This is a genomic window from Lysinibacillus sp. FW12 (assembly GCF_050817245.1).
In the GTDB taxonomy this organism is placed as follows: domain Bacteria; phylum Bacillota; class Bacilli; order Bacillales_A; family Planococcaceae; genus Lysinibacillus; species Lysinibacillus irui.
The window spans coordinates 2162835-2175958 of sequence record NZ_CP139094.1 but is presented as its reverse complement, the minus strand read 5'-3'; the positions used below and the strand labels follow the sequence as shown (position 1 = coordinate 2175958).

18 protein-coding genes are annotated in these 13124 nt (G+C 34.0%); 3 read left to right on the top strand and 15 right to left on the bottom strand.

Annotation, left to right across the window (positions count from 1 at the left end):
* Positions 1-580: 580 nt before the first annotated feature.
* Entirely contained in the window at positions 581-724 is a 144-nt protein-coding gene (locus tag SJW71_RS11075; protein WP_429979857.1) for a DUF3953 domain-containing protein, read from the bottom strand.
* A 297-nt stretch (positions 725-1021) separates the two neighbouring features.
* On the opposite strand from SJW71_RS11075, the gene SJW71_RS11070 reads away from it, so the two are divergent.
* On the top strand, positions 1022-1378 hold the full coding sequence (locus SJW71_RS11070) for a hypothetical protein (RefSeq protein WP_431812145.1): 357 nt from the start codon (positions 1022-1024) through the stop codon (positions 1376-1378).
* 62 nt (positions 1379-1440) lie between these two features.
* On the opposite strand, the gene SJW71_RS11065 is transcribed toward SJW71_RS11070, so the two are convergent.
* The 13 genes from SJW71_RS11065 to SJW71_RS11005 form a co-directional block, all read right to left on the bottom strand.
* Positions 1441-1818 (bottom strand): hypothetical protein, encoded by a 378-nt coding sequence (locus tag SJW71_RS11065; protein WP_431812144.1) that lies wholly within the window; start codon positions 1816-1818, stop codon positions 1441-1443.
* A 117-nt stretch (positions 1819-1935) separates the two neighbouring features.
* Positions 1936-2295, bottom strand: a complete 360-nt coding sequence (locus tag SJW71_RS11060) for an aconitate hydratase (protein ID WP_312506427.1) — start codon at positions 2293-2295, stop codon at positions 1936-1938.
* Positions 2288-2620 carry a YolD-like family protein gene (locus SJW71_RS11055; RefSeq protein WP_274793322.1) on the bottom strand — a complete coding sequence of 111 codons (333 nt, stop codon included), beginning with the start codon at positions 2618-2620 and terminating at the stop codon, positions 2288-2290. Before SJW71_RS11055 ends, SJW71_RS11060 begins: the two co-directional genes overlap by 8 nt.
* Before the next feature lie 10 nt (positions 2621-2630).
* Positions 2631-3890 carry a DNA polymerase thumb domain-containing protein gene (locus SJW71_RS11050; RefSeq protein WP_431812143.1) on the bottom strand — a complete coding sequence of 420 codons (1260 nt, stop codon included), beginning with the start codon at positions 3888-3890 and terminating at the stop codon, positions 2631-2633.
* A complete protein-coding gene (locus SJW71_RS11045; RefSeq protein WP_274793325.1) occupies positions 3887-4108 on the bottom strand; it encodes a transcriptional regulator in 222 nt (73 codons plus the stop codon). Before SJW71_RS11045 ends, SJW71_RS11050 begins: the two co-directional genes overlap by 4 nt.
* A 491-nt stretch (positions 4109-4599) precedes the next feature.
* The gene (locus SJW71_RS11040; RefSeq protein WP_274793326.1) at positions 4600-4800 is read right to left on the bottom strand and encodes a hypothetical protein; all 201 of its coding nucleotides are present in this window, start codon (positions 4798-4800) and stop codon (positions 4600-4602) included.
* A 484-nt stretch (positions 4801-5284) separates the two neighbouring features.
* Entirely contained in the window at positions 5285-5662 is a 378-nt protein-coding gene (locus SJW71_RS11035; protein WP_274793327.1) for a cytidine deaminase family protein, read from the bottom strand.
* Positions 5663-6154: 492 nt separating this feature from the next.
* Positions 6155-7246, bottom strand: a complete 1092-nt coding sequence (locus tag SJW71_RS11030; protein ID WP_431812142.1) for a low temperature requirement protein A — start codon at positions 7244-7246, stop codon at positions 6155-6157.
* A 95-nt stretch (positions 7247-7341) separates the two neighbouring features.
* Complete coding sequence (locus SJW71_RS11025; RefSeq protein WP_274793329.1) at positions 7342-7857, bottom strand: DinB family protein; 516 nt, start codon at positions 7855-7857, stop codon at positions 7342-7344.
* A gap of 303 nt (positions 7858-8160) precedes the next feature.
* Entirely contained in the window at positions 8161-8925 is a 765-nt protein-coding gene (locus SJW71_RS11020; protein WP_274793330.1) for an aminoglycoside adenylyltransferase domain-containing protein, read from the bottom strand.
* A 311-nt stretch (positions 8926-9236) separates the two neighbouring features.
* A complete protein-coding gene (locus tag SJW71_RS11015) occupies positions 9237-9626 on the bottom strand; it encodes a VOC family protein (protein ID WP_274793331.1) in 390 nt (129 codons plus the stop codon).
* 324 nt (positions 9627-9950) lie between these two features.
* Positions 9951-10502: a GNAT family N-acetyltransferase gene (locus tag SJW71_RS11010; protein ID WP_274793332.1), complete on the bottom strand. Its 552-nt coding sequence runs from the start codon at positions 10500-10502 to the stop codon at positions 9951-9953.
* A 111-nt stretch (positions 10503-10613) separates the two neighbouring features.
* Positions 10614-10835 (bottom strand): cyclase, encoded by a 222-nt coding sequence (locus SJW71_RS11005; protein ID WP_274793333.1) that lies wholly within the window; start codon positions 10833-10835, stop codon positions 10614-10616.
* A gap of 183 nt (positions 10836-11018) precedes the next feature.
* Between SJW71_RS11005 and SJW71_RS11000 the strand changes: the two genes are divergently transcribed.
* Entirely contained in the window at positions 11019-11438 is a 420-nt protein-coding gene (locus SJW71_RS11000; RefSeq protein WP_312506433.1) for a VOC family protein, read from the top strand.
* A gap of 55 nt (positions 11439-11493) precedes the next feature.
* On the opposite strand, the gene SJW71_RS10995 is transcribed toward SJW71_RS11000, so the two are convergent.
* Positions 11494-11862, bottom strand: a complete 369-nt coding sequence (locus tag SJW71_RS10995; protein WP_274793334.1) for a hypothetical protein — start codon at positions 11860-11862, stop codon at positions 11494-11496.
* A gap of 904 nt (positions 11863-12766) precedes the next feature.
* Here SJW71_RS10995 and SJW71_RS10990 point away from each other — a divergent pair.
* Positions 12767-13108 (top strand): ATPase, encoded by a 342-nt coding sequence (locus SJW71_RS10990; RefSeq protein WP_274793335.1) that lies wholly within the window; start codon positions 12767-12769, stop codon positions 13106-13108.
* Positions 13109-13124: the final 16 nt, after the last annotated feature.

The following is a 13124-nucleotide window of genomic DNA, read 5'->3' as shown; positions in this document are numbered from 1 at the left end:
ATTTTTAATTTAATTCTAAATCTTTGTTAACTGAACGTTCTTGTTATTAAACTTAAGCCTCTTCCATTAGTGAAAAAGCATTCCTTCACCAACAAAAACGCAACCTTATTTTAATAATTATTTTTCTTTTACATAAAAGAAACCGGTTCCATTCTCTTGGATGTTCGACTTCCATCATAAGTCGGTTGGTTAGGGTTAGGACAATCTCCAATAACAATCATACCTTTACATTTACTTATTGAAATCCACCGACTTCAAATGCCTATCATTTATATGTTGATTTACCAGTGTTTCAAAACGTGGACATCTTTTCTAATTGCCGCAATCGTAAATGCATTTGTATTCTCATTTATTTTGGAACCATTATTTTTGTGGTTCCATATATAAAACCCTATCATTGGAAATACACTTATTCTTTCATTGCCCCCTTCCTAACGTTTCAAAAAGCACAGTATAGAGCGGTTTCAGGAATGTTGACTAAGAAAAATCACCCCTAATATGAAAGCAGTGCATTTCCGACATTTTTAAATTAAATGGAAAGTCGACTAAATTAGAAATATTAACCACCAACTTATGTAGATCATTGCGAAGCTGTGAATTGATACATTGATATATATACCGCAAATAAAAATAGCCCGATTAGTAACCAACCGTAAACTTTTCTCTCGCTATGAAATGCTTCAATTCCTTTAGTTAACATGAATAACCCTGAAAAGAATACCATTAAAAAAATTAGATCATAATTATGTGTTATAAGTAGGTAAAACGAAAGTAAGACTGTTATGATGGCACAAACAATTTGTAAAATTTTCAGCATCCTATTCACCCTTCTTCAAATATCATACAACAAAAAAGACAACTGGGAAATAATTGTAAATATTTAATTCTATGTTTCGGCGGTGTATGTCCTGCCACGAACACGGTTATGCAAAATATGGTATATTTTAACATGCAAGAAATTCTAGGAATCTAGGTTAGATTCACTCTTTGCTTTAAATAATTTAATCATGAGGTATAAAAAATGGAAATAAATACGTTAGAAAAACTAAATGGAAGGCGTGATGTTTTTGAATTTATGCGAGGTGATTTTAAAAACGAACATTGGCATAAATCTTCTATCTTTTTAACAACAGAAGCCTTTGATGTTTTGCATTTATACATAGAAGAAGTTTTACCGGATTTTAATTACTTTGGTCCAAACAAAGTTAATCGAGAACAATGGAATCAAATCGCTTTCAATGCAATTTCATTAAATAATTCAGTGGATATCGCTTTTCTCCGTTTTTTTAATAGCATAGATTATTGGGTAAAAGAAAATTTCGAGGAACACATTTGTTTTCTCAATTTGTGGTCCATAACAATTTCCTTCTACTTTTGAATATTATCACAAAATATTCCAGCGCCTTATCATTTGTCGTAGATACTTCTTAATTATCTTGTCTAATCACGTAGACTTGTCGATAAACGCTTTTCTAATGATTCAATTGCAAGTTTAAGTGCAGTTAAACGTCGGTCATTTAATGTTTTTTGAGAACTACCTTCTTTTGCTTTTGCGATCTGCTTTTCGATAGATGGCATGATATCTTCTAGAATTTTCTTAGAAATCAATATGGCTTCTTCATCATAAGAAAAGTTTTCCCCATTCCAAATATTTTTGAGGCTTTCTAAACCCATTTTCACAGCGTTTAGCCTCTTTTTAACAAGAGTTGTGTTAACCCCTTTTTCTGTCATACGTTGATAAGCAGTTGCAAGTTTATTACACGTCGACTCCAGAGATTTAATAGATTGATTTTGGATTTCTTGGCTGATAGCCTTCATATTGGAACCTCGCTTTCCTTTGACAAATTTACTGTATAATGCGTTATTACAAACGAATAGTTGATTATATCAAGAATGAAGACAGGCTTCAAATGTCCCTTATTCAAAAAACAGGCCTCATTCGAGAACCTGTTGGTTGTTCCTTATATAATTAATCAATAATTTTTCCACCTGTGTTTTCAACGCCTGATTTGCATAACGGAGGACGACATCATTACCCGCAGTTGCAACTTGCACATCACTAAAATATTCATCCACACGATGCCAGCCAACCACTCGTATACGCTGCTGTGCAAGCTGTCTTTTGAGGTCAAAATACTCTTGGCGTAAATCCTTTAATAACGCATCCATCAATGGAAGAAAGACAACTTTCATTTTAAACTGTTCTGCTTTTTGATAATCAATCTGCAATGATTTTACCGCTAGTTCTATTAATAAGTACTTGTGTAACAGCTGGCGTTGTTCAGGTTTAATCATAATAATCAGCTTCTAGTTGAGCTGACTTTATACTTTGAATGGGGATTGTTTTCGTTTTAAGTAATGTTTCGAGTATGAGTTCTGTAGTAGTAATCGCTTTAATAATTCCTGTCCATTGTGTTGTTTTACCTGCCGTCCACACGTCTAGCTTGACATCTAGCTGCTGACGATAAGCGTGATCCATTGTTTGTTGTAATTCTTCTAGTTCCCATTCAGCTAATTCTCTCGGCTTATCAGTAACATCTTGTTTGTATTCTTTGAGAAAATCTAAATGCTCTGGCATCATCATGGCTGCCCATTTTATCGTTCCTCTGTCCTTTATCATTCAATCACTCCTATGCTAAATGTCCACCAACTAAGCGATCACGGCTGATAGCAGTACCAGCGCTTGTAAATGATACCGCTCGTAATAATGCTGTCGCCCCAAATTTATTACGTATTGCATCCATTGTTGGTCCAATCAATTGCCGCTGTGGTTTTCGCTCGTCAAATAAATCTAATTGGATACTATGCTCTCGCTCTAAGTTGGATATCCGGACAGAAAGCTGTCGAGCTGGCTCCCCTGCAAAATGCTCATCGAGTAATTCAATACAGACTTTATACATTTCAAGTGTTTCATTTGTTGGAACAGCAATCGTTCTTGAACGGTGGAATCCCTTCGTCATCGCATTACGACTGTACGATAAACCTAAGCTGATGGTGCGGCCAACAAAACCGGCATCTCTTGCACGTTTCATAACATCCTCGCACATTTCTAAGAGAACGACTGATATTTCTTTTCGTGTGTGATAATCTCTCATCAACATTTGTCCCTTACCGAAGCTTAAAGCTCCGTTTGTAATTAGTGGCTCACCCAGTTTAGATAAATCAATTCCCCAGGCGTGATGATATAATTGGTTGCCCATAATGCCAAAGCGTTTTTCTAATTCATCTAAATCAGCATTAGCTAATCCACCTACTGTTTGAATGCCCATCTTATTTAGGTTGGCTTCCATTTGCTTACCTATGCCCCACATTTCTGATAAAGGTCGTACAGGCCATAATTTTGTTGGCACATCATCATAAGTCCACTTAGCAAAGCCTGTTTTCTTTGCCTCGATGTCCAAAGCCAATTTAGCCATCAGCATATTGGGCCCCATCCCTATAGCGCTTGGCACATTAAATTGATCAAGAATTGCTCTTTGAATTTCTTTCGCTGTTTCCTCAGGAGATCCCCATAATTTTTCTGTGCCAGTTAAGTCCACAAAGCTTTCGTCCACACTATAAACATGTATGGCGTCCACTGGTACATAGTTAGCGATTAGCTTTGTAATAGTCATCGACATCTGGATGAAAAAACTCATTTTTGGTTCAAACAATTTTATATCTGGATGTTGAGGGATTTCATAACGTCTATTACCTGTCTTAATTTTAAATCGCTCTTTCATTGCTAGGGATGCTGCTAACACAACACTGCCTGGTTGATTAAAATTACCCACGACTGCAATTGGGTCATTTAAAATATCTAACCCTTCTAACATGGCAATACAGCTTGCATAAAAACTCTTCATATCGATGCATATAATAGGTCGATTCGGCATACCCTTATAGTTCATACAACCTCACGCCCCTTACTTACTATAGGAATAACTGCTAGAACATTGCTGATTAAAAAAGTACGCTTTGCCTGCCTTGTAAAACAAAATGCTTGGAATGAATCGCCAACGATTTTAATAACCTTTACTCGCCTTTTTGTTACAGACCCATTTTTAGATACATACATCATGTTTACCAATTGATTACGTTGCATAGCCTTAATCAGTTGTTCCCTCATCAAAGTTTCCTCCTAATACGTGAAATGTTCCTATTTGTTATTTTATACAGGAACACTTGTTTGTATACATAATAGAACAAATGTTTGTATTTTGACAAGATAAAAATTATGGAAATAAAAAAGGCTACCTTAATTTGATAGCCATTCACATTCTTCATTGAAATTGATACATGTATTCTTTTCATCCTGTGGGTAATCAATCACTTGATGACATTGTCTGATTACGTTTGATTAAAAAAAATAATGGCGCTACTATTTCCATACTCTAGCACCTTTAACAACATTTCTACATACAATTTGAAATAACTTAAATGAAAAAAGTCTAGGCTCAAATTGAATACCTAGACTTTTTTGGAAACAAGATGGAATCTTTTACGAATAGATGATCATATAAATTCTAAACAAAACTTTATTAAATAATAATATGAATAAACTAGGGGTAAAGAAACCCTTCATCCGTTTAAACTGCGCAGAGCGATTTTTTATTTATATTAGTAGCCGTATGGACGGTAGTATGGTTGGCGATAGTATGGTGGATAGAACGGAAAGAATGGATAGAATGGGTAGAATGGATAATATGGGTATTGATAACGTGGACGTCTTCTTCTACGACGTCTCCCATAACTGTCATAATCATATTCATAGTCATCATCATATCTATCTCTGTCATATTGATCATAATAATCGCGCATAATGTTTCCTCCTCTCGATATCGGTATAGGTTATGCTAAATTAGGCTTGAGGGCTATGCATTTGCCTATATTTAACATTATTCATGGTGATTGGCATTTAATTCGTTATTCAATTCCTTATTCCAAGCTCCCAAACAAAGAGCATTCGTTCGCTTTTTTTATCCAGTAAACATCCTAAACTTAATTACAAACCATTTAAAATTTATATGAAATATATCCCACCAAAAAAGCCTTCATCCTAAGATGAAAGCTTCCCATGGTTAGTTATTCGGTGCATGCAAGCCAAGCGCTTCTTAAAACGCTTGGATAGTAGGGCTTTTTGTTACAGTAGTTTTTTTATGTATAAGTAACCCTAAATTGCACAAATTAATATCGAGTGTATCGCACGCACTTGCTGTGGCGCTAGTTGACCGTCACGGCCTCCCCATTTATTACTTTGGGTCACTTCCAACTCAAGTGACCCTTTTTTATTGTTTCAATATATTTACTCCCAACGAACAGGAAGTAAGTCGTTTATAGTAAGGACAGTATTGTCTTTTACCATTACCTCACATTTATAGTTATCGTCATGAATTTGACAAATGAATTCTCTACATCTTCCGCATGGAGGTATTATTGTTCCATCCTGATAAACTGCAATAACTTTTTTTACTCTACTTTCTCCATCAGTAATCATAGCAGCAATTGCTGCATGTTCTGCACAAAATCCCATGGAGCAAGGAGTATCTATACATACCCCTTTATAGACCTTACCATTGTCACTTAAAATGGCTGCAGCAACCGAACCTGCATAAGAATTTTTTGAAATTTGCTTTGGGTTTAAGACACTTTTTGCAATATTATATAGTTCTTCAAATTTCATAACTTCGACCCCTTTTAATCATATTGTTTAGTAAATTGCTGTAGTGTCTGTAAATGCTGCAGCTTTTTTATGTTATCCTTTATATTCCAACCCAATGAGTTATTACAAAAATCGATAAATTGGTGTGTAAAGCATTGAGGTAGTGACTCTTTTGCAACGTAATGGTAGGATAATTTATGAATTTTTTAAACAATATTTTAATCATTCTTTTTCTATTCTAAAGGCAATAAACTATAAAACCCAATGTAGCTGAGCATATAAATAGTAGTGTTAAGCTAAATTAGTTTAACAGGGACCTCCTGAATTGTTACTTAGGGTCACTACTATCCCAAGTGACCCTTCTTAAATTAAACATTATGGAAAAACACTCTATTTTGAAGAAACATTCAAATAGAGTGTTTTTAGCTTGGATAATCTGCTGCATCATGTCTATTATGTATAGCCACTCAATTAACGAAAGATTACTCCATTTTATCCACTTATTAGTCTCACTCAAATCGTTGTTAATTTAGCATAGATGATAAAAAACAGCGTCATTTCTCCCATAATTACAACGTTTGGCACTTCTACAATCAAATTAATAATAAAGAAGGAAGCTAAGATCCCTATAAATAATACTAAATGATAAAGTTTTAAACGATCTTGAATAAACCTGTATTGATGAAAAACAATAGTAGTTGTCATGAAGTATAGGCATACGGAACCGAAAATAAAATATAAATCAAATGAATAATGAACCTCATTTAGATACAATAGTTTAATGGAAGCAGCAATCATGCTCAAAGACATTAATATGAATAGATGCCCATAAATAATGGTTTGGCCTGATGTTTTGATCGATTTGTCAACTTTCTTTTCAACATTTTCAAAATACTGCCACCACATTGAAACTATAAGAATAAACGATATGAGGGAAAATAAAATAGCATCCCAATCCCCTTTTTGAGGCTGCAGCACATAAAGGGTGCTAACGACTGATTCTCCGAAAAGAATGAGTGTTAATGAAGCAAAGCGTTCTAATAAATGAGACGTATAAGACGGAGCTTTCACCAAATATTTACGCCCCAAAAAAGGCACCAGGATATCAACTAAAATCCCTGTATACAAAATGCTATAACGAATCCATGAATCAAAAAATATAGAAAAACAAGAGATGATGATGCCAATCCAAAAACGTGTACCAAAAAATTGCGCTACCTTTTTCCTATCGCCCTCTTCAAAACGTTGAACAACCAAATATTGGATAGCTGTTAGAGCTCTTAACCCAATATAGCCAAAAAGAAACGACAGATAATATTCATCAAAGTTAACCGATAAGCTGGCTGTCATAATAAGGACAAATAGCATCTGAAAAATTGTAAAAATACGCTGATATAAAAAATCTTGTCCAAAACGATTAATAAACAATGTTTGTCCTACCCAAGACCACCAGATAGGGATAAATATTAAAACAAACTTCAAAAAGTATTCCGGGCGAATTTCCCCCTTTTCAACATGAAGTAATACATTTGTGGCAGTCGAAACAGCCGCTACAAATATCAAGTCATAAAAAAGTTCTAACCAGGTTATTTTCTTTTCTTCCATTATCACCATACTCCTTCAAATTTTGAAACATCACTTATTCTCTTAACTGCTTAGAAGGTTATGGTTTGAACCTATAAATACAACTTGTAAGCACACTACCTTTTTAATTCACTATGACCATCTGCTGAAGCTTGCAATGCCGAGGAAAGTCCTCGTCTAATAAAGTTTGCAGAAACAGGCGCTCTCCCTATTTCCCTTGCCCATATCGATAATTGGCCTATATGATGAATTTCATGTGCTATAGTATGGCGAACGATTTCACCCCATGTATGTGTTTCAATTCTTCCGTCTTCTAATGTGTTATGAAGTAAACGCTCTTCCATACTGTCATCCCATTGGTTTACAAAGCTTTCAACCTCTGCATGAAATGCCGATGCCAATTGACGAACCTTTTCCAAGCTATTATAGTCGTCAAAGCTCTCCTGAAAATCGGTCTTACCTTGTAAAATACGGATCCAACTCCATTCGACATCAATTATATGGAAAAGTGTATGTAATATACTACCCATTCCCCCAGTTCTGTTTTGCAGGAGTTCCTCTTCGCTCAACTCTTCACACCAACGAAACCAGTCTTCTCTTACCATCCAATTATATTTAAAAAATAATTGCAAAAAAACCCCTCCTAGTTGAAAAATAAAATACTAGCAAGTTATTATTTCGTCAAATGAGGGTAGGATTCCTTTTTCTCTCACATATGCTCTTACTCTTTCTGATCTTCCACGCCTGTTTAATTTAAAATCCAATTAGACCTTCCACAACTACATTTCGTTACCACAAAGTCCAATGGTAATCCCCTCATTTACATATAATTAAAAAGGGATATCTGGCAGCAAAAAACTACCGCACGCGCTGCTTGTTATCCCCCTTCATCGAAATTGATAGATTTATTCACTTTCAAAAGCTAGTACAGACTTTTAAAATTTGATATTATGATTAGCATTACTCGTATTTAGTATGTAATCCATGCACTGAATCATATCGTTAATACGTTGTTTTTTTGAGTTGTAATAACGGATGTTTGAACCTTCTCGAATACTTATGGCATCTTTAATAATATTGTGCCATCTTTCAGGTAATTTTTTTAAAGCATATTTACTTGCCTCAACTTTTGAAACAATTTCACGTTCTTGCAATGTATAAAATTGTCTTAGCATCCCTGTAATTGACCATTCAACTTCTAAATCAATTAATTTATTAGGTAACAGAATTGACATAGATTGATATTTTTTTCTAGCTTTCAATCTATTTGCCCAATAGGTGTTCATATTTTTTAATATGTAGTCATTTAGAATTTTGTCATTTACATTGAAGTCGTATGTATCTATACTTGTGCCTAAAATTGTTATTCCTTTATTTTTCAGAATCCACCAAGTAATGGGATTAACCCCTTCATTACTCCATTTAATTTTACCGTCATTTACGTATAAACAATTTTTTATCTCCGACTCGTCTTTTCCAACATCCTCAACTAATAAATAACATCCATCCATCACTGTTCCCTTATATTTTTGATTCAAAGCTTTATGCAGATTAGCTATTTCTTTCACATCTAATTCAGTTAAAGGTCTGTTTATCACTGCGATAAAATCAATATCACTAGAACCTTCGCTATACGCGTTAAGAGCAATTGAACCATGTAAATATAACCCTTCCAGTGTATTTGGAATTTGTTTATTCAATCGTGTAAGATATTCATTTAATATAGTTTGAACCAACATAGACACATTTGAGTTCAGAAAAATCCCCTTCTTCCTAGCATTGATATTTATAATATCAAAATAATGGAAGGTTTTCTAATTTCGATAATCCCACCGAATGTAGATGAATGCTATTCCCTCTATCTGTATTTGTTAAGAAGGACTACAAAAGATGGTCGGTCGTTAGTCCTAACATTTAGCAATTAAACCTCATCTCATCGACCGACATCCGAGTTTATTTTTCTATGATAAGACATACTCTTAAATTTCATTAAAGCAATCGTTTACAATCATTAAGATGCTTCTTTACAAATCATTAATAAATTCCCATCTAAATCTTTGAATACAAAATAAAAATGATCCTGAATCTCTGTAACAAGTTCCACATGATTTTCCTGCATAAATTGATAAGCAGCCTCAATATCATTCGTTAAAAATTGAATGGCTGGAACTTGGTAAGTAGAAATATCACCATCCTCTTTTCTCCACTTTGGCATGGCATCTAATATTAATCCAGCCGTACCTTCCATCGGTACCACGAATACGTGTCCAAAATATTCTTCTCCTCCTTCCAATCCAAGAATTTTTCTGTACCATTCTTTTGCTTTCTCTAGGTTACGAACTGGGATAAACACACCACCGATTTGGTTTTTAATTGGTGTTCTGTAGTCAGGTGTAGTCATAATACTTCCTCCTTTAATGATGTAATACACTTTTAATTCGCTATTTTCTAATATACACCTTTCTAATTTTGAAAAATTCTTGTGCAACAAGCCTATACTTAGTTCAATCAGAAAAAAAGAACTGCATAGGCAAACTCTTTAAGTTATAATTAACGTCTTTCGTCTTCAATGTGTTATAATGCTTGTAACTGACTAGCCTAAACATAAGGGCATAAACCAATTCGAGCCGTAGCGTCTATAAACGCTGCGGCTTTTATGTTTGTGGCAGTTTCAAAACAAAAGAAAAAGCCCCACTTCATTGCGCGTGTGACTCTTCTAGACCTCCTAATATTCACTTTTCAAAAGTGAAAAGATGACAAGATCAACATACTTCCCTTTTTCAAATTCATGCTGTCTTAAAACACCTTCTTTGGAGAAATTCAATTTTTCCACTAATCTTATTGATGATGTATTTTCCGGTTCAATTTTCGCCTCTATTTTATTGATTCCCATCGATGTAAAGGCAAAGTGTATTATCTCGCTTAAAGCCTCTTGCATCATACCCTTCCCCCAATAGTCAGGTCTTAAATCATACCCAATTTCTATACGGTTATGTTGTTTTTCATAATTCAAATAACCACATGTTCCAATCACTTTTTGAGACTTAGCGTCTTCGATTACCCATCTTAAGCCAATTTGTTCCTTGAAAATTTTATCGTACCAATTTACTTCATCTAATGCATCTGCCATTGAATCAAATACTTTTAACGGCATATACTTGACTACATTTTCATCGGAATAAAGCTCAAAAAGATCCTGGCAATCCTCAACGTTTCCTTTTCGTAAGATAAAGCGTTCTGTCTCTATTTTTGGAAAATCTTTAAATTCGAACCCCATATTCCTCATAACTCCCCTTTTTCACCAAAACTAACATTTACTAATTGAATAGTAACATATTGCTTAGGAAAATAATCCAAAATATTTAGGTCCTCTATAACAATAGTAATATTATTCATGAGTAGGACTTCGTTTATGTTTTTCGTTAATAATTTTCTTATTAAGGATTCTTACTTTTCCCACCATCAATAACCTCATATCTTCTACTATATACTTAGCTAACTCTTCATCCGATATGTCATCACCATCAATATCAAGACGGAATTCCTGCCCTTGAATTCCACCCCCGTTTGTAAACTCAATTTCAAAGTCAAATAAAACTCGTTTATCCATTGCAGTCCCCACCTTACCTTTAGCGTGCTATCAATATATTCTGCATGGAATGAACTAATACCTTGTTTCTAATTGGCTGCTGCAGCTTCAAGAAACACTCTCTTTTGCTCAAAATGGGTGCATCTGCTACTCTTGTATTATCAGAATTTTCCTTTTTAAAAGGTGGCGAAGGAGGAACAATCATTGAGTGAAAAATTATTAAGAGTAGGTACCACCTATATTCCAGTTGTAAGTGTAGAACAATCAACAGAATGGTATGTAAACAAACTAGGAGCGGAATTAAGTTATCAAGATAAAGACAAGGCTATACTTAATTTTGCTAACCAAAGTATATTTCTAGTTAAGTCTAAGGAAAATCAAAGCGCCAATTTTTATGATATTTACGGCAATGAGCATTTTTCCTTAACGTTTGAAGTCGATGGTTTACATGCTTTAAAAGCTATACATCGAGAGTTTATTGAAAAACAAATTAGAGTGGGGGAAATTGAGGAAAGAGGACATACGGGGAGAAACTTTGTTTTTTATGATATAAATGGCAATAAGTTTGATGTATGGAGCGAATTAAGCCCGCTCTTTAAGGAAAAATACGAATGCTCAAAGTAATCTCTTAACCTATTTTTGCCCAGGCTAATTAAAATCAGCACCTGGGCATTTTGATTTATCTATACATATCTAATAAATTTAACAAATACCTTTCTGTTTCGTTGATTGAAAACATGACTTCCTTATGAAGTTTATCTTCCATAACATTATCATCATTAAAAAGCTCTAAGTATTTATTTACTTCCAGAAAGAATTTTTCATGTTCCTGTAAAAATTCATCAATTTTTTGGTCACCAGGTGTTACGGATAAATAAATAGTTTTAAATAAATTAAAGTCACTATATGCATTACTTAAGAAATAGATGGCCAGCGTTTTATCGCTATTAACATGTGATTTCACAAAAGTTAGATTTTGTTTTAATTTAATCAACGCATTGATAAGATTTGTAGTCTGTTTAAGCATATTTGCTGTATTACTATACATTTTAATAACCACCTCCAACTCTAATAATAGCAAAAAATCATCAAATTGGAATAATTCCCTGCAAAAGTTGTCCTTTCTTCCCTGAATAAAACACTTTATAACCGGAACTATAGGGAAATGTGGCATGCACTAACTAAAAAGCATCAGGACATCTTTCACAAATACCAGCCTTTTAATTGGAACGATTTTGTTTTTATAGTTTTTTCTTTACTAAAGGCAATAAACTATAAAACCCAAGTCACCGAATCATATAAATAGTAGTGTTAAGCTAATTTAGTTTAACTTGGTACCTCCCGAATTGTTACTTAGGGGTCACTACAAGGTGGCCCTTAATAGTTCTCTATTGATCTTTCATCTGTTAAATATTTATTTAGTATAAAAACAATGAATGATATGGCTGCTATGAAAACCCAATTTCAATTCATAGCAGTTATCTACATATTGTTTCATAAATTCTTCAGAAAGCTGTGGCGTTTGCTGACGCTGCGGCTTTTTTGTGCATTTTTCTGTGCCATAAATTTGATTCACTTACTTATACGCGATAATTAAACGATACGAACAGTATCACTTGAGCTCAAACATGAATAAAAACTAAATGACAAGCTATAGAGCAGGAAATAGATGTTTATGTCTTATTCCTTTTTTTGAGTATTTAAATTGATAACGTCCAATTTAAGTTCTTATAAAGATATAGATATTTCTACTATGTAATAAGCCTTGGTATATAAGAACACCTTTGTTTATAAGTTTTCTATTGAAAAAATATCTACTAATTCATCTCTACAATTTTTTTATTTTTTGAGAAATATGATTAATACGACCAAGGAAAGTAACAACCTATTACATATTATGAAAAGGTAATCTGCAGATTATAGATCTTTACATTGGAGGGGGTGAAAATTACATGCCATTAACAACTGGACCAATAGAAAATACAGGAAATCAACCAGCTAATGCAACTAGCGTTCGTGTCAAAATTCTCAATCTTACTGGAGGTCAACTTACTGGCGTAGTTCGAGTTTTTAGACTAAACGGTACAAGACACCTTATATCAACAACTCCATTTAGCGTGGGTGCAAACGCTTCTGCTTTTGTAACACCAGGTTTAGGAAATTCGGCTCAATATGAAGTTGAAATTGCTCCTAACCAAACAGGAGGATTATATAGTGTTTACGGACGAACTGCTTCAGGGGTTATCATTACTGCTCAAAGACTTGTGCACTCAGAATTAACAGAAATTCTTTAATTTCCCATCAGATTTT